Genomic DNA, 21,293 nt, shown 5'->3' on the forward strand with positions numbered 1-21,293 from the left:
CCGCTCCGGCTTTATTTCTTGCGCGGCGCGACCGCCGCCGCTCTTTCCCGCACGCAGCGCCCGGGCGCTACGCACTGCATTCTTTCGTGGCCGCGGGCCTCAGCCCACGACCGCACGCACGATCAGGATCAGCACGCCGATGAACACGCCGGCCGCGATCAACGCGACGAGCAGCACGTGCAGCGGATTCAGCTGCGTCGCATCGGCCTCCAGGTCGCGCCGCTTGCGCACCCCGAAGAACGACCACAACACCGCTCGCAACGCCTGGCCGAACGTCCCGCTCCGCTTGTTCTCCGTCATCGCCCCGTCTCCGTCGTCATGCGTCCGGCTTCGCCGCACCCTGCGCCGCCGTCTTGCGCGGCGCCGGCTCGGCCGGCGTATTCAGTTCGAAGAACGTGTACGACAACGTGATCGTCTTCACATCCTTCGGCAGCTTCGGATCGATCACGAACACCACCGGCATCTTGCGCGACTCGTTCGCGGCCAGCGTCTGCTGCGTGAAGCAAAAACACTCGATCTTCTTGAAGAACTCCGTCGCCTGCTTCGGCGCGTAGCTCGGAATCGCCTGCGCCACCACCGGCCGGCCCTGCCCGTTGGTCACGTCGTACACGATCGTCGTCAGTTCGCCCGGATGCACGTCGAGGCTGTTGTGCTCCGGCTTGAAACCGAGCGGGCCGCGCGCATTCGCATCAAACTCGACCGACACCGTGCGGCTGTAGTCGACCTGCGAGTTCTTCGCCTCGCGTTCGCTGACATCGCGCTGCACCAGGTTGTTGATGCCGGTGACCTGGCAAATCGCGCGATACATCGGAATCAGCGCGAAGCCGAAGCCGAACATGAGTCCGGCCACGACGAAGAGCTTCACCAGCATCGAACGATTGAACGCGCGATCGACGGCGCCCTCTTCCGGCTTCGACATACGACAACTTCCTCGCTACTGCGTCAGTTACTGCATCAGTGGGTAGACAGCCACCACTGCTTGATCACGACACCCACAAAAAAAACGGCGGCGATGACGAGCAGGATGAGGCCGAGCCGCTTGTTGCCCGCGCGAATCTGCTCGGGCGTTCGTCTTTCTTGTGGATTCCGGTTCATCTGAAACTTCGCTGAAACTTCGCTGAAACTTCGATTCGGCGCCCGCCGCGCCTGCCTGTGCGGCAGGCAGCGGCGGAACGCTGGATGAAACTTATTCGACGTGCGGCGGTTGCTCGAACGTGTGGAAGGGAGCCGGGCTCGGCACCGTCCACTCGAGGCCCGTCGCGCCATCCCACGGCTTGTCCGACGCCTTTTCCAGCTCGCCGCCGCCACGGTAGGCCGGCAGCGCGACCGCGAACAGGAAGTACACCTGCGCGAGGCCGAAGCCGAATGCGCCGATCGTCGCGACCTGGTTGAAGTCCGTGAACTGCGCCGGGTAGTCCGCATAGCGACGCGGCATGCCTGCGAGACCGACGAAGTGCATCGGGAAGAACGTCAGGTTGAAGAAGATCATCGACGCCCAGAAGTGGATCTTGCCGCGCGTCTCGTTGTACATCCAGCCCGTCCACTTCGGTGCCCAGTAGTACCAGCCCGCGAACAGCGCGAACAGGGACCCGGCCACCAGCACGTAATGGAAGTGCGCCACCACGAAGTAGGTGCCGTGGTACTGGATGTCGAGCGGTGCCATTGCCAGCATCAGGCCCGTCAGGCCGCCGAACGTGAACACGAACAGGAAGCCGATCGCGAACAGCATCGGGGTTTCGAACGTCATCGAGCCGCGCCACATCGTCGCGAGCCAGTTGAACACCTTCACGCCCGTCGGCACCGCGATCAGCATCGTCGCGTACATGAAGAACAGCTGACCGGTGACCGGCATGCCCGTAGCGAACATGTGGTGCGCCCAGACCATGAACGACAGGATCGCGATCGAAGCCGTCGCGTACACCATCGAGCTGTAGCCGAACAGCGTCTTGCGCGAGAACGCCGGGATCACCTGCGACACGATCCCGAACGCCGGCAGAATCATGATGTACACCTCGGGGTGGCCGAAGAACCAGAAGATGTGCTGGTACATCACCGGGTCGCCGCCGCCTGCCGCGTTGAAGAACGACGTGCCGAAGTGGCGATCGAACAGCACCATCGTGATCGCGCCTGCCAGAACCGGCATCACGGCGATCAGCAGGTACGCGGTGATCAGCCAGGTCCACGCGAACATCGGCATCTTCATCAGCGTCATGCCCGGTGCGCGCATGTTCAGGATCGTCACGACGATGTTGATCCCGCCCATGATCGACGATGCGCCCATGATGTGGACCGCGAAGATCGCGAAGTCCATGCCCGGGCCCATCTGCGTCGACAGCGGTGCGTACAGCGTCCAGCCGGCGGCCGTCGCGCCGCCCGGCGCGAAGAACGAACCGACGAGCAGCACGGCCGCGACCGGCAGCAGCCAGAAGCTGAAGTTGTTCATCCGCGCGAATGCCATATCGGACGCGCCGATCTGCAGCGGAATCATCCAGTTCGCGAAGCCGACGAATGCCGGCATGATCGCGCCGAACACCATGATCAGGCCGTGCATCGTCGTGAGTTCGTTGAAGAACTCCGGACGCATGATCTGCAGGCCCGGCTCGAACAGCTCGGCACGGATGCCGAGTGCCATCACGCCGCCCGACAGGAACATGATGAACGAGAACAGCAGGTACAGCGTACCGATGTCCTTGTGGTTGGTGGCGAACAGCCAGCGCCGCCAGCCATGCGGTGTTTCGTGCGCGTGGTCGTCGTGCGCGTGGTCCGCGACTACGTCGTGCCCGATGCTAGACATGAGAATCTCCTAATGCGAATACGTCGACTAACTCAGCGACACGTCAAGCCGCCGGCCCGATCTCGACCCGCCGGGCTTCCTTCGCGTCAGCCCCGCCCGTGATCGTTTCCGGCTTTTTGAGAATAATGTGGTCTTCCGCCACGCCTGCTGCCTTCAGTGCGTCGCGCACGGCTTGTGCACGATGCTTGGCGAGTTCTGCGTTCGCGTCGGCCGAGCCCGTCTTGTCGGTGAAACCCGACAGCGCGAGCTTCGCGTCCGGATGTGCCTTCGCATAGTCGGCTGCCGCTGCGATCGCCGCTTTCGCGTCCGCCGGCAGCACGCTCTTGCCCGTTTCGAAATAGATCGTCGACAGCGCTGCCGCTGCCGACGCTGCCGCCGGCTGCTCGGCTGCGCCCGACGCGGCTTGCGCCGGTGCCGCTGCGCCTGCCGCGTCTTCCGGCATCTTGCCGTTGCGTGCGTCAGCCACTTGCTTCGGCTGCAGCAGATCGTTCTTGTGGTTGCCCCACGAGTTGCGCTCGTACGTGATGACCGATGCGATGTCGAGGTCCGACAGCGACGCCCACGACGGCATGGCACCCTTGCCGTGCAGCACGCGCTCGACGTGGCCGGCGATCGGGCCGTTCACGATCTGGCTGCCGTCCATCGCCGGGAATGCGCCGAGGCCCTTGCCGTTCACCTGGTGGCAGGCCGCGCAATTCGCCTTGTAGACTTCCTCGCCGTGCGCGACGAGTTCGGCCATCGTGTAAACCTTGTTCGGATCGACCGATGCGCTGGCCAGCTTGGCCTTCTGCGCGGTCACCCACTTCGCGTAGTCGTCCTCCGACAGCACGACGACCACGACCGGCATGAACGCGTGTTCCTTGCCGCACAGTTCAGTACAGAAGCCGCGGAACGTACCGACCTTGTCGGCCTTGAACCACGTATCGCGCACGAAGCCGGGGATCGCATCCTGCTTCACGCCGAACGCGGGCACGTACCACGAGTGAACGACGTCGTTCGCGGTCGTGATGATGCGGATCTTCTTGTTGACCGGCACGACGAGCGGGTTGTCGACTTCCTGCAGGTACGTCTCGGTGATCGGCTTCTTGCCCATCACTTCGTCACGCGGGGTGCTGAGCGTCGACAGGAAGCTGATGCCCTCGCCCGGGCCCTTCACGTAGTCGTAGCCCCACTTCCACTGGTAGCCGGTGACCTTGATCGTGAGATCGGCGTTGGTCGTGTCCTTCATTGCGACGACGGCCTTCGTGGCCGGCAGCGCCATCAGCACGACGATGATGAACGGCACGATCGTCCAGATGATTTCGACGGTCGTGCTTTCATGGAAATTGGCGGCCTTGTGGCCTTTGGATTTACGGTGCGCGAAGATCGAATAGAACATCACGCCGAACACGCCGACGAAGATCACCGTACACAGGATCAGCATCATCGTGTGGAGATCGTAGAGCTCCTCGGCGATCTTCGTGACCGGCGGCTGAAAGTTGATCTCGTTGACGCGGGGGCCGCCCGGGCTATCACCGACCGCCAGAGCAGCGCCGGCAAAGAGCAATCCGCTGCATGCCAGCACGCCCGTGAGGGCTCGCTTGATTGTTTTCATAGCATCCTTACCCAAAATTTCCATTCAAACCCTCCCCCGTCGCAAGCCGCCGGCCTGTTCCGGCCGGTGCCCGCGCCTCGTCAGCCGCAGCGCCTGAGCGACACGCGCAGTTCGTCGGCGAACTGCGCACGCTTGTACTGCGCGAGATGCTGCCCGATTACGACGGTCTGCCCGCGCGATACCAGTCGAATCGGATCGCGTGGCGTCGCACCCGGCTCGACCCGCACCCAACGCGGGTTGAATTCGATCTGCGTGAACCGCTCCGCATCCATTCGCTCGATCACGAGCCGGTGCGGAAACAGCCTGATGCGCTCGTAATCGACCGCATGGCGCGCATAGATCGCGAACGCGACACCTACCGCCAGCAATTCGATTCCGGTGAAGGGCATGACGAGCCAAGCCCCCCGCCACATCAGCAATGCCGCGATCACCAGCGAGAAGCTCGCGAGCGACGCGTAAAACAGCATGAACTGGCGCGGCGACACCGAACAGTTGCGCTTCATGAGCCAGTCTGCGAGAACCGGTTCGCTGTTCGTCGCCTCCGCCGAAACCCTCGCTGCTTCCATCGCCGCCTCACGCGAATGGCATGCGATGCATGCCTGCATCGGACTCGTCGCCCCGTATTGCGGGGACCCAGGGACGACAAGCTGACGCATTATAGGCGGGTTCAATGGCATCCACAAGCAAGCGGCTATCGGCCCGCAAGCCAAGCGCCACAAGCTTCCCCGCCGTTTTCGGCGTCAATTCGACCCTGCTTCGCGCCGCTAATTTCAGACATAACAAAACCCCTCTTTACCGCTTTACCGATTCTTCGGACGCCCCTTTCCGATATCTTCGATACGCACGATCCCATGCCCCTCGGCGGTCGTGCGCGGCACGGCCTTCCACGCGTGGCCGTAAATCACCTCGAACGTCAGCGCAATCGTGCCGTCCGCGCGCCGGCGCGCTTCCAGCGCGTCGTCAAGCGCCGCGCGAAAGCGCCGCGTCGCGCGCTGCGGCGCCGCGCGGTCGAACGGATAGGCGCCCCAGCGGCGCACGTCGGCCAGCAGGGAATCGGGGGTCTTGTACGTGACGGTGAGCACTTCCTGGTCCATCACCGGAATCTCGAAGCCGCTCTCGACCAGCATGTCGCCGAGGTCGTGCATGTCGACGAAATCGATCACGCGCGCCGCGGACGGCGCAATGCCGAGCGCCGCTTCGGCGTCCGCGCAGGCCGCGCGCAGCTCGCGCAGCGTGTCGGGGCCCAGCGTGCTGAACATCAGCAGGCCGTTCACGCGCAGCACGCGCTGCCATTCGGGGAAGACCGCATCGGGACGCGAGTGCCAGTGCAGCGCGAGATTCGACCAGATCAGGTCGAACGCGCCGGCCGCGAACGGCAGCACCGAGAAGTCGGCCTGCGCGACACGCGGGCCGCGCTGGCCCAGCGCCCGGCCGAGCGACGCGGGCAGCCAGCGGCGCCAGTTCGTCTGCTCGACCTCGCGCTGCCCCGCCCGCGCGAGCATCGCGCCGGACAGGTCGACGCCGAACACCGGAGCTTCGGGAAAGCGCGCGCGCAGCGCCGGCAGGTCGTCGCCCGCGCCGCAGCCCGCATCGAGCACGGCCGCGGGGCTCACCTTGATGTACTCGAGGCGCTCGTTCATCCGCTGCGCGATCTCGCGCGGCAGGAACGCGACCGCGTCGAACGCGGCGGCACGGCGATCGAAGATCCGCCGCAAACGCCGGGCGTCATTGGCCGGACGGCCGGTTTGAGTCGAAGCTGGGGACATGTCGGGCACACTGGCGAAGAGCCCGAAGTATACTCGCTCGCCTCGCAGCCTTCAGCGAGACGGAGCCGCCAGGAGTGTTCGCGATGGATCGCCGTTTCGCCCCGCGCCCGATGCGCGTCGTTTTGTCGCAGGTTCGCGCGCTGGCCGTGCGCGTCGTCGCGCTCGCGTTGCCGAATCGGTGCGCACTGTGCGGCAATTTGTCACACACGGTGATTTGCAGCGCCTGCGATGCCGCGTACTGGAATGAAGCACGGCTGCGCTGCGATGTCTGCGCGGTGCCGCTGGGCGTCGGGCGGCCGCATTCGCGCGGAGCCCGCCGCCGGCATGGTGGCGCAGGCACCGCGTCCGCTTACCGGTGTGATGCATGCCGCGCAACGCCGCCGCCGTTCGACGCGACGCTCGCGCTCGCCGATTACCGCGCGCCGCTCGACGCGCTCGCGCGCGGCCTGAAGTTTCATGCGCGACTCGCGCTCGGCGCGGAATTCGCGGCCCGGCTCGCGCAGCGGATCGACGACACGGACGCGCTGCGCGAGCCGGGCTGCTTCGACGTGATCGCGCCGGTGCCGCTGTCGCACGGGCGGCTCGTCGCGCGCGGCTACAACCAGGCGTGGGCGATCGCGCGTCCGCTCGCGCGCCGGCTCGGCGTGCGCGCCGATGCGGCACTGCTCACGCGCGTGGCCGAAACCGCACCGCAGTCGCGGCTCGACCGGCGCGCGCGGCGCGACAACGTGATCGCGGCATTCGCGGTGGCGAGTGGTCTCGCCGGCCGCCACGTGGCGCTCGTCGACGACGTGATGACGTCCGGTGCGACGCTCGCGGCCGCCGCGCAGGCATTGAAGGCGGCGGGCGCCGCACGCGTGACGAATCTGGTTGCGCTGCGCACCGCCAGGGATTAATTAGATAGAGAGGCCGGCCGCCCGCATGCGGCGGCCGTCACGAACCGGCCGGCCGGGAACGAGTGCACGTTGCTCCACCCGGCCAGCCCAGCCAGACCCAATCATGTTCAACGTCGTTCTCGTCGCTCCCGAAATTCCGCCGAACACCGGCAACGTGATCCGCCTGTGCGCCAATACCGGTGCGCGCCTGCACCTGATCGAGCCGCTCGGTTTTCCGCTCGACGACGCGAAGATGCGCCGCGCGGGCCTCGACTATCACGAGTACGCGCAAATGCGCGTGCACCGCGACTGGGACGCGTTCGTCGCGGCCGAAGCGCCCGATCCCGCGCGAATGTTCGCGTTCACCACTCGCGGCTCGGGCCGTTTCCACGACCACGCGTTCGTGCCGGGCGACTGGTTCGTGTTCGGCTCGGAAACGCGCGGCCTGCCGGCCGAACTGCTCGAGCGCTTCCCGAACGAACAGCGCGTGCGCCTGCCGATGCGGCCGGGCAACCGCAGCCTGAACCTGTCGAACACGGTGGCCGTGGTCGTGTTCGAGGCGTGGCGCCAGGCCGGCTTCGAAGGCGGTGCCTGACGCGCACGCCCGGTTCGCGCCGCGCGGCCGGGGCACTAGACGCGCTAGACGCGCGCGAGCCGCGCGCGATACAGGTCGTATATATCGGATGAAAAGCACGCGAACACCACGCGTGCGAGGTTCGGCGCCTGCGGCAGCATTTCGGCAACCGTGCCAACCGCGATGTCGACGGCCTCGCCGGCCGGATAGCGGTACACGCCGCAACTGATCGCCGGAAATGCGATCGATGTCGCCGCAACCTCTTCGGCCAGCTCGATCGCGCGCCGATAGCATGCCGCCAGCAGATCGGCCTCGCCGCGCCCGCCGCCGTACCACACCGGGCCGACCGCATGGATCACGTACCGCGCCGGCAGCCCGTGGCCGCGCGTGAGCTTCGCGTCGCCGGTCTCGCAGCCGCCGAGCGTGCGGCACTCGGCCAGCAGGCCCGGGCCGGCCGCGCGATGGATCGCGCCGTCGACACCGCCGCCGCCGAGCAGCGAACCGTTCGCGGCGTTAACGATCGCGTCGACGTCGAGCGTCGTGATGTCGACGAGTTGCGCGTCGAACGTGGTGGAACCGATCTGCAGCATGGCACCCTCCCGAAACGCCGGAGACTGTTTAAGCGTAGTGCGCTTTGGCGCCGCCCGCTTTGCGCGAGCGCGCCTGGCCGCAAAAATCGGCGTGATTCGCCGGTGTCATTCGAGGTTATTCGGCGCGTGCGTCGCGCCGCAACAGGCCGCTGACCGCATCGCGCGGTGCGACGCTGTCGAACAGCACGCCGCATACGGCTTCGGTGATCGGCATTTCGATCGATTGCGCGCGCGCGAGCGCGAGCACGGCCTGCGCGCAGCGCACGCCTTCGGCCACATGGCCGAGCGCACCGAGGATGTCGTTCAGCGAGCGGCCGGCCGCCAGTTGCAGACCGACCGTGCGGTTGCGCGACAGGTCGCCCGTCGCGGTGAGAATCAGGTCGCCGAGGCCCGTGAGGCCCGTGAAGGTTTCGGCGCGGCCGCCGAGCGCGACGCCGAGACGCGACATTTCGGCAAGGCCGCGCGTGACCAGCGCGGCGCGCGCGTTCAGCCCGAGTCCGAGGCCGTCGGCGATGCCGGTCGCGATCGCCAGCACGTTCTTCACCGCGCCGCCAACCTCGACGCCGACCACGTCGTCGCCCGTATAGATCCGCATCGCGCCGTGATGGAACGCGGCGAGCGTGCGCTCGCGGCATTCGGCGGACGTGCTCGCGACCGTCAGCGCGACGGGCAGGCCGAGCCCGACCTCGCGGGCGAAGCTCGGCCCCGACAGCACGCCGTTGCTGTGCTGCCCCGGCAACTCGGCCGCGATGACCTGGTGCGGCAGCAGATGCGTGTCGGCCTCGAAGCCCTTGCAGACCCACACGACATGCGCGGGCACGCAGCCCGCGTCGCGCATCGCGCCGAACAGCGTGCGCAGGCCGGCCACGGGCGCGGCGATCACGCACAGCGCGTCGTCCGCGGCGCCGTGCGCGAGCGCGGCGCCGAGATCGGCGTCGTAGCGCAGCGCATCGGGCAGCGCGATGCCGTCCAGATAGCGGGAATTTTCGTGCCGGGCCTGCAGCCCGGCGATCAGCGCGGCGTCGCGCGCCCAGAGAAGCGTATCGTGCCGCGCGGCCAGATGGCCCGCGAGCGCGGTGCCCCAGGCACCGGCGCCGAGAACGGCTACTTTCATACCCAGCACCGGTCCGGAGTGAAACGTCAGTTCAGCGTCGTGCCGTTCGGCGCGCCTGCTGCACCGGCCTGCTGCTGAAGCTGCGCGAGACGTTGCTCGTACAGCGCCTGGAAGTTGATTTCCGCCAGGTGGATCGGCGGGAAGCCCGCGCGCGTGATCGCGTCGGCGATGTTCGAGCGCAGGTACGGGAACAGGATCGTCGGGCAAGCGATGCCGACGAGCGGGTCGAGCTGTTCGTCGGGAATGTTGCGAATGTCGAAAATGCCGGCCTGCTTCGCTTCGATCAGGAACGCGACCTTGTCCTTCACCTTCGCGGTGACGGTACCCGACACGACGACTTCGAACACGCTTTCCGCCAGGCGCTCGGCCTTCACGTCGACTTCGACTTCAACCGACGGCATGTCCTGCTCGAGGAAGATCGCCGGCGAATTCGGCTGCTCGAGCGACATATCCTTCAGGTAGACGCGCTGGATGTTGAAGAACGGTTGGTTTTCGACGTCGGACATGGTGTTTCCCTAATAGTGGTGACGGGGCGGCCCGGCTTCACGCCGGCCGCCGCGGTTGAATCCTGCGCGCCCAAGCCGCGGCGCGGCCGGCGGCCATTCTGCCCTAATCAGGCCGCTTGCAGAAGCGGCAAGAGCCCGCCTTCACGGTCGAGCTTCGACAGATCGTCGTAACCGCCGACATGCGTGTCGCCGATATAGATCTGCGGCACCGTGCGACGGCCCGTGCGCGACATCATTTCCTCGCGGCGCGTCGGATCGCGATCGATCAGCACCTTTTCGATCTGCTCGACGCCGCGCAGCTTCAGCAGGCGCTCGGCCTGGATGCAATACGGACACACCTGCGTGCTGTACATCAAAACCTTGCTCACTTCGCCACTCCTTGTTTGACGACCGGCATCCCGGCCTGCTGCCAGGCGGCGACGCCGCCCTCCAGCACGTGTACCTCGGCATAGCCCGCGGCCTCGACCTCGCGCGCCGCCTTCTGCGACTGCTGGCCGTTCTGGCAGACGAGCAGCACGGGGGTGCTCTTGTTTTTCGCGACCTGCGCAATTTTCGCGCCGATCTCGCCGGCGGCGACCTGGCGTGCCGACGGCAGGTGGCCGGCAGCGAAGTCGGACGCGGCACGCACGTCGATCACGACCGCGTTGCGGCGATTGATGAGCTGCGTCGCCTCTGCGGCCGACAGGCCGCCACGGCCGCGGCGCAGGGCCGGCCATGCGAGCAGGCCGCCGGAAACCAGCAGGATCGCGATAAGGGCCAGATTCGTGTAATTGGTAAAGAACGTCACGGAATGTCGCCGGAAAAAGAGAAATCGGAAAAGGACAATCTTGCCATTATAAAATAACCGTCTTGCGCGATGGCGGACCCGAACCGGGTACCGCGCGACGCGCCCCGCTTCCTTCACTACCGACCGCAAGATCCATGTACAAACTCGTTCTCATCCGCCACGGCGAATCGACGTGGAACAAGGAAAACCGCTTCACCGGCTGGGTCGACGTCGACCTGACCGAACAGGGTCGCAACGAAGCCTACCAGGCCGGCGAATTGCTCAAGGAGGCCGGCTACACGTTCGACATCGCGTATACATCGGTGCTCAAGCGCGCGATCCGCACGCTGTGGCACGTGCAGGACAAGATGGACCTGATGTACCTGCCGGTCGTCCACTCGTGGCGCCTGAACGAGCGCCACTACGGCGCACTGTCGGGCCTGAACAAGGCGGAAACGGCCGCGAAGTTCGGCGACGACCAGGTGCTCGTGTGGCGCCGCAGCTACGACACGCCGCCGCCCGCGCTCGAACCGACCGACGAACGCGCGCCGTTCAACGATCCGCGCTACGCGAAGGTGCCGCACGAGCAACTGCCGCTCACCGAGTGCCTGAAGGACACGGTCGCGCGCGTGCTGCCGCTGTGGAACGAATCGATCGCGCCGGCCGTCCGTGCGGGCAAGCAGGTGCTGATCGCCGCGCACGGCAACTCGCTGCGCGCGCTGATCAAGTACCTCGACGGCATCTCGGACAGCGACATCGTCGGCCTGAACATCCCGAACGGCGTGCCGCTCGTGTATGAACTCGACGAGAACCTGAAGCCGATCACGCACTACTACCTGGGCGACCAGGACGCGATCGCGAAGGCGCAGGCCGCCGTCGCGAAGCAGGGCAAGGCGGGCTGACACCCCGCCACGCCGGGCAGGCCGCGCCGTGTGCGGCCTGCCCGGCCCGCCATGGCGCGCGGCGCGAACCTTCGCGGCCCCGGTGCTGTCGAACCCGCTTTCGAATCCGCAGCGCGTCCGGCGGCACCCCGCCTGGGCCCGGGACCTCGGCGCCGTTTCGCACCGTTCCACTGGGTAATCGGACGAACAGTTATACTTGTCCGCTACATCCCCGCTACCGCCACGCGCTTCCCGACCGCACCAGACTCTCTATGCGAATGAAATTGAAGAACATCGGCCTGATTGCCGCGGGCCTCGCCACGGGCGTATTCGCCACGCTGCAGATTTCGGCGTCGGCCGAGCAGACCGCCACGGCGCCGCTTCCCCTCGACCAGCTCCGCCTGTTCGCGGAAGTGTTCGGCCAGATCAAGCGCGAGTATGTCGAGCCGGTCGACGACAAGAAGCTGCTGACGGCGGCGATCAAGGGCATGGTGTCGAGCCTCGACCCGCATTCGTCGTTCCTGGACAAGACCGATTATGACGAGCTGCAGGAGCAGACCAAGGGTCGCTTCGCGGGCCTCGGCATCGAGATTTCGCAGGAAGACGGCCTCGTCAAGGTGATCTCGCCGATCGAAGATACCCCCGCGTTCCGCGCCGGCATCCGTCCGGGCGACCTGATCACGCGCATCAACGACAAGCCGGTGCGCGGCATGACGCTCGACAAGGCCGTCAAGCAGATGCGCGGCGAGCCGGGCACCAAGGTCACGCTGACGATCTTCCGCAAGAGCGACGACCGCACGTTCCCGGTCACGGTTACGCGCGCGATCATCAAGGTCCAGAGCGTGAAGATGAAGATGCTCGACCCGGGTTACGCGTACATCCGGATCACGAGCTTCCAGGAGCGCACGACACCCGATCTCGCCGCGAAGCTGCAGGACATCGCACGTCAGCAGCCGAACCTGAAGGGCCTGATCGTCGACCTGCGCAACAACGGTGGCGGCCTGCTGCAGAGCGCGGTCGGCGTCGCCGGCGCGTTCCTGCCGCCCGACTCCGTCGTCGTGTCGACCAACGGCCAGATCCCGGATTCGAAGCAGGTCTACCGCGACACCTACGACAACTACCGTCTGCCGTCCTTCGACGGCGATCCGCTGAAGAACCTGCCGCCGGTCTTCAAGACCGTGCCGATGATCGTGCTGACGAACGCATACTCGGCATCCGCGTCGGAAATCGTCGCCGGCGCCCTGCAGGATTCGAAGCGCGCGCTGATCATGGGCAAGACGACGTTCGGCAAGGGCTCGGTGCAGACGGTTCGTCCGATGACGGCCGACACCGCGCTGCGCCTGACGACCGCCTACTACTACACGCCGAGCGGCCGTTCGATCCAGAACAAGGGCATCACGCCAGACGTGCCGGTCGACCAGTACGCGGACGGCGATCCGGACGACGTGCTCGTGACGCGAGAGGTCGACTACACGAATCACCTCGCGAACACGCAGGATCCGAACGAGAAGAAGGAACAGGAAGAGCGCGAGCAGCGCCGCATGGACCAGCTGCGCGTCCTCGAAGAGCAGAACGACAAGAAGACGCCGGAGCAACGCCAGAAGGACCGCGATCGCAAGCCGATCGAGTTCGGCAGCGCCGACGACTTCATGATGCAGCAGGCGCTCAACAAGCTCGAAGGCAAGCCGGTGCAGCAATCGAAGTCGCTGCTCGCCGAGAGCACGGCGAAGAGCCCTGCCGGCAAGGCCGCGTCCGCCGTGAAGGCGTCGGGCGCGAAGGCGGCCGCACCGAAGCCCGCGTCGGCACCGCAATAAGCGCCGGCCGGCATCCGACGGGCCATCGCGGGAAGACCGCGATGGCCCGTTTTTCATGCGCGCCTAAAATAACGCTACGTCCGCCGCCTCGCCCACGACTTCCCCATGAACGACGATCAACTCCTTCGCTACTCCCGCCACATCCTCGTCGATGAAATCGGCATCGAGACGCAGCAGCGCTTCCTCGACGCGCACGCGATCGTCGTCGGCGCCGGCGGCCTCGGCTCGCCGGCCGCGATGTATCTCGCGGCGTCCGGCGTCGGCACGATCACGCTAGTCGATGCCGATACGGTCGACCTCACGAACCTGCAGCGGCAGATCCTGCATGTGACGGCCTCGGTCGGCCGCAGCAAGGTCGAATCGGGGCGCGATACGCTCGCGCAACTGAACCCGGAAGTGACCGTGCATGCGATCGCGGCGCGCGTCGACGATGCGTGGCTCGACGAGCACGTGCCGCAGGCGAGCGTCGTGCTCGACTGCACCGACAACTTCGCGACGCGCCACGCGATCAACCGCGCGTGCGTCGCGCACGGCGTGCCGCTCGTGTCGGGTGCCGCGCTGCGCTTCGACGGCCAGATCAGCACGTTCGACTTCCGCGACCCGGCCGCGCCCTGCTACGCATGCGTGTTCCCGGAAGACCAGCCGTTCGAGGAAGTCGCGTGCGCGACGATGGGCGTATTCGCGCCGACGGTCGGCATCATCGGCGCGATGCAGGCCGCCGAAGCGCTGCGCGTGATCGGTGCGATCGGCACGACGCTCAACGGCCGGCTGATGATGCTCGACTCGCTGCGGATGGAATGGACGACGATGAAGATCGCGCGCCAGGCCGACTGCCCGGTGTGCCAGGGCCGGCACTGACGCGCGCTGGATGCATGCGCCGAACGGCGCATGCATGACGTTTCGCTATGTTTTTCTACGTTTGCGGCGCTCGCGACGATTCCGCGGCGCAACCCACGCCGCCTAGGCGGCCGCGTCCGCGCGCGGTTCGGCGACCGACAGGCGCTTGAGCGCCGCCTGCACTTCCTCCGGCTCGAACGCGGCCAGCACGTCGGCCGTCGGCTTCTCGAGCGCCTTCAGGTGCGCACGCAGGATCTCCTGCTTCACGACCAGCAACTGGCTCGGGTGCATCGAGAACTCGGTGAGCCCCATCCCTAGCAACAGCCGCGTGAGCGCCGGATCGCCCGCCATCTCCCCGCACACCGATACCGACACGCCCGCACGCTTCGCTTCGCGCAGCGTATAGGCGATCAGATGCAGCACCGCCGGATGCAGCGGGTCGTACAGGTGCGCGACCGCGTTGTCGGCGCGGTCGATCGCGAGCGTGTACTGGATCAGGTCGTTCGTGCCGATCGACAGGAAGTCGAAGCGCTTCAGGAACAGCGGCAGCGCGATCGCCGCGGCCGGGATCTCGATCATCGCACCGATGCGTACGTTCGGATCGTACGCGAGCCCCGCATCGTCGAGCTGGCGCTTCGCCTCGCGAATCAGGTCGAGCGTCTGGTCGATCTCCTGCGCGTGCGCGAGCATCGGGATCAGGATCTTCACCTGCCCGAACGCGGATGCGCGCAGGATCGCGCGCAGCTGCGTCAGGAACATCTGCGGTTCGGACAGGCTCCAGCGGATCGCGCGCAGGCCGAGCGCCGGGTTCGGCGCCGTTTCATAGCCTTCGTCGAGCGCCTCGAGCGGCTTGTCCGCGCCGACGTCGATCGTGCGAATCGTCACCGGCATGCCCTTCATCCACTCGACCGCGCGCTTGTACGCGGCGAACTGCTCCTCCTCTTCCGGCATCTCCTTCTGATGCATGAACAGGAACTCGGAGCGGAACAGCCCGACACCGACCGCGCCGGCCTCGACCGCCGCTTTCGCGTCGTCGGGCAGCTCGATGTTCGCGTACAGCTCGATCTTGGTGCCGCACAGGGTTTGCGTCGGCGAAAATTTCAGGCGCTGCAGCTTGCGCTGCTCGAGCAGCTTCTCGGACTGGCGGTACGAATATTCCTCGAGCACGATCGGCGCCGGATCGACGATCACGATCCCCTGGTCGCCGTCGACGATGATCAGGTCGTTCTGGCGGATCAGCGCGCTCGCATGCTGAACGCCGACCGCGGCCGGAATGCCGAGGCTGCGCGCGACGATCGCCGTGTGCGACGTGCGGCCGCCGAGATCGGTGACGAACGCCTGGAACGACTGCGACTTGAACTGCATCATGTCGGCCGGCGCGATGTCGTGCGCGACGACGATCATCTCGTTCGTGCCGTTCGCGGCCGCGCGATCGAGCGCCTGCGAGGCGGACGGCGCACCGGCAAGCGCCTTCAGCACGCGCTCGACCACCTGTTCGATGTCGGCCTTGCGCTCGCGCAGGTATTCGTCCTCGATGTCGTCGAAGTGGCGCGTGAGCAGCTCGAGCTGCTCGGTCAGCGCCCATTCGACGTTGTAGCGGCGCGTGCGGATCAGGTCGATGGTTTCCTGCACGAGCATCTCGTCGTTCAGGATCATCGCGTGGACGTCGATGAATGCACCGACCTCGCTCGGGGTATCGGCGGTCAGGTCGGCGCGCAGCGCCTCGAGTTCGCGACCCACGACCTCGCGCGCCGTGCTGAAACGCTCGACCTCGGCATCGATCTGGTTTGCCTCGACCAGGTAATGGGCGACGTCGAGCGCCGCCGGCGCGATCAGATACGCTCGCCCGATCGCGATACCACGTGAGACGGGAATACCATGCAGCGTGAAGGACACGCGCACCTCCTCTGTACATGTAAAGCCGCGGCACACTGCTGCGATGCGCTTATGACCCCGGTTAGTGATTATAAATTCCGCGCCTCCGTGCTGACTGCGTGCAGCGCAGCATTGCACGTTCTGCATCAATGCTGCAGGCGAAAAAAATGCCGCGGAATCCGCGGCATTCTGACTGGAAACGGCAATGATCCTGTGCGCAGTGCGCGGATCACTGACCTTCGCCGAACTTGTCAGCGATCAGCTTGAGCAACGCGTCCATCGCTTCGCGCTCGTCGGGACCTTCGGTCTCGATCGTCACCGTGCTGCCAATGCCCGCCGCGAGCATCATCACACCCATGATGCTTTTCGCGTTGATCTTGCGCCCGTTGCGCGTCATCCACACTTCCGACTGGAAGTTGCCCGCCAGCTGCGTAAGCTTGGCCGATGCGCGTGCATGGAGCCCCAATTTGTTGACGATAGTGGTTTCTTGTAGAAGCATGATTCTCGGTCGGGTCGGTCGCGGCTGTCGACGACGGGCGTCGGCGGGTCGGTCTAAAACGGAAAACGGGACGGTCAGTGCGATTCGGTGCGCGGTTGCGGCTCGGGCGGAATCGGCGCGCATTGGCCGCAGCCGACTTCGGTAGGCGGCGGCGGCGTACCGGCCGCCACTTCGTGGACGCCCTTCGCGCCGCCGGACAGCGCCTTGTCGACGAGCTTGTCGAGCGGCACGGTACGGTAGCAGACGGCCCGCACCAGCATCGGCAGGTTCACGCCCGCCAGCACGCGCACGTTGTCGAGCTTCGCGAGCTGGCCCGCGATGTTCGCGGGCGTCGCGCCGTACATGTCGGTCAGCACGACGACGCCGTTCTCTTCCCTGAGCCGTGCGAGTTCCGCATGCGCGAACGCCATCACCTGGGTCGGATCGCTGTCCGCCATCACGTCGATACAGCCGATGCGCGCGGGCACGCCGCCATAGATGTGCGCGATGCAGTCCCGCAGCGCGGTGGCGAGCGGGGCGTGCGCGATGATCAGGATCCCGGCCATGTCAGATCGCTCCCGGCCGCCCTTGGCGGGCCGACACCCCGCGGCGGGGCAATGAGCGTAGCGAGTGTGGGAAACGTTCCATGTTCAGCCTTGCAACAGTTTCGGCCCGACCGCCGGGCCTTCGGCGCGCTGGTCGCGGCACCGGGCAAGCGGGCATTGTAGCAGGCCGGTCGAACCGCTCCGGCGACGGGGGACCTGCGCGGCCGCCGCCGGGATTGCGCTGGAGCGGGCTACGCGGCCGCCCGCTCCAGCGCGTCGATGAACATTGCGGCGACGTCGAAACCCGTCTGCTCCATGATTTCGCGGAAGCATGTCGGGCTCGTCACGTTCACCTCGGTCAGCCAGTCGCCGATCGCGTCGAGCCCGACCAGCAGCAGCCCGCGCGCGGCGAGCACCGGCCCGAGCGTCTCGGCGATCTCGCGATCGCGCGGCGTCAGCGGCTGCGCGACGCCGAGCCCGCCCGCCGCGAGATTGCCGCGCACTTCGCTGCCCTGCGGAATCCGCGCGAGCGAATACGGCACCGGCTCGCCCGCGATCAGCAGAATGCGCTTGTCGCCCGCCTTGATCTCGGGAATGAACTTCTGGATCATCAGCGAGCGCGTGCCGTCATGGCCCAGCATCTCGATGATCGCGCCGAGGTTCATTCCGTCGGCCTTCACGCGGAACACGCCCATCCCGCCCATGCCGTCGAGCGGCTTCACGATCACGTCGCCATGCTCGGCATGGAACGCCCGCAAGCGCGCGGCGTCGCGCGTGACAAGCGTCGGTGCGACGAACTGCGGAAACTCGCCGATCGCCAGCTTCTCCGAGTGATCGCGGATCGACTGCGGCTTGTTGAACACGCGTGCGCCCGCACGCTCGGCAAGCTCGAGCATCCAGGTGGCCGTCACGTACTCCATGTCGAACGGCGGATCCTTGCGCATCAGCACCGCGCCGAACGACGTCAGCCGACGGGATTCGTGCGCGGCCGTCTCGTACCACGGATGACGATGCAGGTCGGCCGTGTCGCCGACGATCGTCACGCGCTGCACGTCCGCCTCGACGCCCGAGCCCGTCCACGCGAGCTGGTGCGGCTGGCACGCGTACACCGCATGCCCGCGCCGCGCGGCCTCCGCCATCATCGCGTAGGTCGAATCCTTGTAGATCTTGAAGCGCTCGAGCGGATCGGCGATAAAGAGAATGTCCATGCGGGTCCTGTACGTAGCGAAGCCGTTACACCTGGATGGCTTCGGGATCGGTCTTTTCCAGTTCGATCGACGACGCGATCAGCGACAGGCGCGCGACGACGCCGTACATGTAGAAACGGTTCGGCGGCGCGGCACCCGGCTTGGCGCCGGCATCCGGCAGCGCGGTGTGCTCGAAGCCGAGCGGCACGTAATGCATGCCGGGCGCGTTCAGGTTCTGGTCGCGCTCGCGGCCGGCGTGCGTGCGGTAGAAGCCGCCAACCACGTAGCGGTCGATCATGTACACGACGGGTTCCGCGACTTCGTCGCCGACGCGCTCGAACGTATAGACGCCTTCCTGCACGATCACGTCGCGCACCGCGAGCCCGGCCTTCGACTCGGCCATCTGCGCGCGCTCGGCCTTCGACATGCGGCCGATCTCGGCCGCGTCGTGCACGGTCATCACGCCGCGCCCGGCGGTGCCCGCATCGGCCTTCACGACGACGTACGGCTTTTCGCTGATCCCGTATTCGCGATACTTGCGCGCGATCTTCTTCAGCACGCCGTCGATCGCGTCGGCGAGCGCCTGCTCGCCTTCATGCGCCTGCCAGTCGACGCCTTCGACGTGCGCGAAATACGGATTCACCATCCACGGATCGACGCCGACCATCTTCGCGAACTTCTTCGCGACGTCGTCGTAGCACGAGAAGTGCGTCGACTTGCGGCGCACGGCCCAGCCCGCATGCAGCGGCGGCAGCAGGTATTGCTCGTGCAGGTTTTCCAGCACGGCGGGAATCCCGGCCGACAGGTCGTTGTTCAGCAGGATCGAGCACGGATCGAAATTCTTCAGGCCAAGGCGGCGCTGCGAACGCTCGAGCGGCTCGAGCACGATCTTCTGGCCGTCGGCCAGCGTGATCGGCGTCATGTCGGTGATGCTCGGATCGAGCGAGCCGAAGCGCACGTTCAGGCCGGCCTGGCGCATAATCGTCGCGAGCCGCGCGACGTTTTCCAGGTAGAACGCGTTGCGGGTCGGCAGCTCGGGAATCACGAGCAGGTTCTTCGCGTCCGGGCAGATCTTCTCGATCGCGGCCATCGCGGCCTGGACGGCGAGCGGCAGCACTTCGGACGGCAGATTATTGAATGCGCCGGGGAACAGGTTCGCGTCGACGGGCGCCAGCTTGAAGCCGGCGTTGCGCAGGTCCACCGAACAATAGAACGGCGGGGTGTGTTCCTGCCATTCGAGCCTGAACCAGCGTTCGATCGCAGGCGTCGCGTCGAGGATCTTCTGCTCGAGCTCGAGCAGCGGACCGTTCAACGCGGTAACGAGGTGGGGAACCATGAATCACTCGCGAGCGGGAGAATGAAGATTGTAGAGCAATTGCCCTGCCCATTTGGGGATTGTTCCCGGCTTCGCAAGGGTTTGGAGGAAGTTTTCGGCTATTGACCCGATAGGTGGAAGGGTTATGCGCTACGGCAGCAGCAGGCAGGAGAAAAAAAGCCCGCCGGGTGGGCGGGCCGAAGTCGCTGCGCTCATTCGTCGCGGGCGCCGTCTGCGCGGCGGCCCGCCGTCATCCGTCAGACTTATTCGACGTGCTCGCCGTGCAGCACCACGTCGAGGCCTTCGCGCTCTTCCTCTTCGGTCACGCGCAGGCCGATCGTCAGGTCGATCAGCTTCAGCAGCACGAAGCTCAACACGCCGCTGTACACCAGCGTGATCAGCACGCCCTTCGCCTGCAGCAGCAGGCTGCCGTCGGCGCCGCCGATGTCCTTGACCGCGAACACGCCGGTCAGCAGTGCGCCGAGAATCCCGCCCACGCCGTGCACGCCGAACGCGTCGAGCGAATCGTCGTAGCCGAGCTTCGACTTGAGCCACGTCGCCGACCAGAAGCACACGACGCCGGCTGCGATGCCGATCACGAGTGCGCCCGTCACGCCGACGAAGCCGGCCGCCGGCGTGATCGCGACGAGACCCGCGACCGCACCCGACACGATGCCGAGCACCGACGGCTTGCCGTGCGAGACCCACTCGGCAAACATCCAGCCGAGCGCCGCGCAGGCGGTTGCGACTTGCGTCGTCAGCATCGCGAAGCCGGCACGGCCGTCGGCCGCGACCGCGGAACCCGCGTTGAAGCCGAACCAGCCAACCCACAGCATCGAGCCGCCGATCATCGTCAGCACGAGGTTGTGCGGCGCCATCGATTCACGGCCGAAACCGACGCGCTTGCCGAGCATCAGGCACGACACGAGGCCCGCGATACCGGCGTTGATGTGCACCACCGTGCCGCCCGCGAAGTCGAGCACGCCGTCCGACGACAGCCAGCCGGTCGGCTCCCACACCATGTGCGCGATCGGCACATAGACGATCAGCGACCAGAGCGTCATGAACACGAGCATCGCCGAGAACTTCATCCGGTCGGCAAATGCGCCGCAGATCAGTGCCGGCGTGATGATCGCGAACGTCATCTGGTAGACGAAGTAGACCGACTCCGGAATCGTCGTCGCCAGGTGGCTGACGGTCAGCGTGGTCGCCTTGTCGCCCTTCACGTAGGTCATCCCGTGCAGGAACGCGCGCGACAGGCCGCCGATGAAGCCGTTGCCCGGCGTGAACGCGAGGCTGTAGCCGACCACCGTCCACAGCACCGTGATCACTGCGGTGATCGCGAAGCTCTGCATCACGGTCGCGAGCACGTTCTTCTTGCGGACCATGCCCGCGTAGAACAGCGCGAGGCCGGGGATCGTCATGAACAGCACGAGCGCGGTGGACGTCAGCATCCACGCGGTGTCGCCTGCACTGATCTTCGACGAATCGACGGAGAACGGCTCGGTCGGCGCGGCGGGTGCGGCCGGCGCGGACGCGGCGGCGGCGGCCGATGCGTCGGCGGCACCCGACGCGGGTGCGGCGGCAGCGGCAGGTGCCGATGCATCCGTGGCGGCGGGTGCCGAAGCGGCCGGAGCGGCGGCTGCCGCTGCATCGGACGCCGTGGCGGCGGGCGCGGACGCAGCCGCGGCGGAAGCCGCGTCGTCGGCGAGCGCGGGGCCGACGCCGGCCGCGATCAGCGAGCCGGCCATCAGCAGGGACATCAGAAGTTTGCGCATCTCG

23 protein-coding genes are annotated in these 21,293 nt (G+C 66.5%); 5 read left to right on the forward strand and 18 right to left on the reverse strand.

The genetic code is table 11. From position 1 onward, the window contains the following. Positions 1-99: 99 nt before the first annotated feature. The 7 genes from DIE15_RS21075 to DIE15_RS21100 form a co-directional block, all read right to left on the reverse strand. Positions 100-300, reverse strand: coding sequence for a DUF2970 domain-containing protein (locus DIE15_RS21075; RefSeq protein ID WP_057926492.1), 201 nt, complete (start codon positions 298-300; stop codon positions 100-102). A gap of 16 nt (positions 301-316) precedes the next feature. Next, positions 317-919, reverse strand: a complete 603-nt coding sequence (locus tag DIE15_RS21080; RefSeq protein ID WP_124834261.1) for a cytochrome c oxidase assembly protein — start codon at positions 917-919, stop codon at positions 317-319. A gap of 35 nt (positions 920-954) precedes the next feature. Continuing rightward, positions 955-1,095 (reverse strand): cytochrome oxidase small assembly protein, encoded by a 141-nt coding sequence (locus DIE15_RS37075; protein ID WP_006760728.1) that lies wholly within the window; start codon positions 1,093-1,095, stop codon positions 955-957. 91 nt (positions 1,096-1,186) lie between these two features. Next, entirely contained in the window at positions 1,187-2,794 is a 1,608-nt protein-coding gene (gene ctaD / locus DIE15_RS21085; protein ID WP_057926490.1) for a cytochrome c oxidase subunit I, read from the reverse strand. Positions 2,795-2,837: 43 nt separating this feature from the next. Then, positions 2,838-4,412 carry a cytochrome c oxidase subunit II gene (gene coxB, locus DIE15_RS21090; RefSeq protein ID WP_124834262.1) on the reverse strand — a complete coding sequence of 525 codons (1,575 nt, stop codon included), beginning with the start codon at positions 4,410-4,412 and terminating at the stop codon, positions 2,838-2,840. Positions 4,413-4,468: 56 nt separating this feature from the next. Beyond that, entirely contained in the window at positions 4,469-4,993 is a 525-nt protein-coding gene (locus DIE15_RS21095) for a DUF2244 domain-containing protein (protein ID WP_057926488.1), read from the reverse strand. Between the two features lie 195 nt (positions 4,994-5,188). Next, a complete protein-coding gene (locus DIE15_RS21100; RefSeq protein WP_057926487.1) occupies positions 5,189-6,154 on the reverse strand; it encodes a methyltransferase domain-containing protein in 966 nt (321 codons plus the stop codon). Between the two features lie 83 nt (positions 6,155-6,237). Here DIE15_RS21100 and DIE15_RS21105 point away from each other — a divergent pair, with 83 nt between their 5' ends. Next, on the forward strand, positions 6,238-7,050 hold the full coding sequence (locus tag DIE15_RS21105) for a ComF family protein (RefSeq protein ID WP_124834263.1): 813 nt from the start codon (positions 6,238-6,240) through the stop codon (positions 7,048-7,050). Positions 7,051-7,153: 103 nt separating this feature from the next. Then, on the forward strand, positions 7,154-7,624 hold the full coding sequence (trmL, locus tag DIE15_RS21110) for a tRNA (uridine(34)/cytosine(34)/5-carboxymethylaminomethyluridine(34)-2'-O)-methyltransferase TrmL (RefSeq protein ID WP_057926485.1): 471 nt from the start codon (positions 7,154-7,156) through the stop codon (positions 7,622-7,624). 44 nt (positions 7,625-7,668) lie between these two features. On the opposite strand, the gene DIE15_RS21115 is transcribed toward trmL, so the two are convergent. From DIE15_RS21115 to DIE15_RS21135, 5 genes are all read right to left on the reverse strand, one after another. Continuing rightward, on the reverse strand, positions 7,669-8,193 hold the full coding sequence (locus DIE15_RS21115; protein ID WP_057926484.1) for an O-acetyl-ADP-ribose deacetylase: 525 nt from the start codon (positions 8,191-8,193) through the stop codon (positions 7,669-7,671). A 115-nt stretch (positions 8,194-8,308) separates the two neighbouring features. Then, positions 8,309-9,307 carry an NAD(P)H-dependent glycerol-3-phosphate dehydrogenase gene (locus DIE15_RS21120; protein WP_057926483.1) on the reverse strand — a complete coding sequence of 333 codons (999 nt, stop codon included), beginning with the start codon at positions 9,305-9,307 and terminating at the stop codon, positions 8,309-8,311. Positions 9,308-9,333: 26 nt separating this feature from the next. Beyond that, on the reverse strand, positions 9,334-9,813 hold the full coding sequence (gene secB, locus DIE15_RS21125; protein ID WP_011658008.1) for a protein-export chaperone SecB: 480 nt from the start codon (positions 9,811-9,813) through the stop codon (positions 9,334-9,336). Positions 9,814-9,920: 107 nt separating this feature from the next. After that, a complete protein-coding gene (grxC, locus tag DIE15_RS21130) occupies positions 9,921-10,181 on the reverse strand; it encodes a glutaredoxin 3 (protein WP_057926482.1) in 261 nt (86 codons plus the stop codon). Then, entirely contained in the window at positions 10,178-10,600 is a 423-nt protein-coding gene (locus tag DIE15_RS21135) for a rhodanese-like domain-containing protein (RefSeq protein WP_057926481.1), read from the reverse strand. The genes grxC and DIE15_RS21135 overlap by 4 nt, the downstream gene beginning before the upstream one ends. Before the next feature lie 134 nt (positions 10,601-10,734). On the opposite strand from DIE15_RS21135, the gene gpmA reads away from it, so the two are divergent. The 3 genes from gpmA to DIE15_RS21150 all read left to right on the forward strand — a co-directional run bounded on the left by gpmA (position 10,735) and on the right by DIE15_RS21150 (position 14,132). Continuing rightward, entirely contained in the window at positions 10,735-11,481 is a 747-nt protein-coding gene (gene gpmA, locus DIE15_RS21140) for a 2,3-diphosphoglycerate-dependent phosphoglycerate mutase (protein ID WP_057926480.1), read from the forward strand. A gap of 251 nt (positions 11,482-11,732) precedes the next feature. After that, on the forward strand, positions 11,733-13,274 hold the full coding sequence (locus DIE15_RS21145; protein WP_057926479.1) for a S41 family peptidase: 1,542 nt from the start codon (positions 11,733-11,735) through the stop codon (positions 13,272-13,274). A 105-nt stretch (positions 13,275-13,379) separates the two neighbouring features. Then, a complete protein-coding gene (locus DIE15_RS21150; protein ID WP_124834264.1) occupies positions 13,380-14,132 on the forward strand; it encodes a HesA/MoeB/ThiF family protein in 753 nt (250 codons plus the stop codon). Positions 14,133-14,234: 102 nt separating this feature from the next. Here the strand turns inward: DIE15_RS21150 and ptsP are convergent, their stop codons facing one another. From ptsP to DIE15_RS21180, 6 genes are all read right to left on the reverse strand, one after another. Next, positions 14,235-16,007, reverse strand: coding sequence for a phosphoenolpyruvate--protein phosphotransferase (gene ptsP / locus DIE15_RS21155; protein WP_057926668.1), 1,773 nt, complete (start codon positions 16,005-16,007; stop codon positions 14,235-14,237). A 208-nt stretch (positions 16,008-16,215) separates the two neighbouring features. Beyond that, positions 16,216-16,485 carry an HPr family phosphocarrier protein gene (locus DIE15_RS21160; RefSeq protein WP_057926477.1) on the reverse strand — a complete coding sequence of 90 codons (270 nt, stop codon included), beginning with the start codon at positions 16,483-16,485 and terminating at the stop codon, positions 16,216-16,218. A 74-nt stretch (positions 16,486-16,559) separates the two neighbouring features. Beyond that, on the reverse strand, positions 16,560-17,030 hold the full coding sequence (locus DIE15_RS21165; protein WP_057926476.1) for a PTS sugar transporter subunit IIA: 471 nt from the start codon (positions 17,028-17,030) through the stop codon (positions 16,560-16,562). Between the two features lie 230 nt (positions 17,031-17,260). Further along, on the reverse strand, positions 17,261-18,217 hold the full coding sequence (gene gshB / locus DIE15_RS21170; protein ID WP_124834265.1) for a glutathione synthase: 957 nt from the start codon (positions 18,215-18,217) through the stop codon (positions 17,261-17,263). A 25-nt stretch (positions 18,218-18,242) separates the two neighbouring features. Continuing rightward, a complete protein-coding gene (gshA, locus tag DIE15_RS21175) occupies positions 18,243-19,532 on the reverse strand; it encodes a glutamate--cysteine ligase (protein ID WP_011353295.1) in 1,290 nt (429 codons plus the stop codon). Between the two features lie 242 nt (positions 19,533-19,774). Further along, positions 19,775-21,289, reverse strand: coding sequence for an ammonium transporter (locus DIE15_RS21180; protein ID WP_057926474.1), 1,515 nt, complete (start codon positions 21,287-21,289; stop codon positions 19,775-19,777). Between the last annotated feature and the right edge of the window lie 4 nt (positions 21,290-21,293).

Source organism: Burkholderia sp. Bp9031 (assembly GCF_003857965.1).
Lineage (GTDB): Bacteria > Pseudomonadota > Gammaproteobacteria > Burkholderiales > Burkholderiaceae > Burkholderia > Burkholderia ambifaria_A.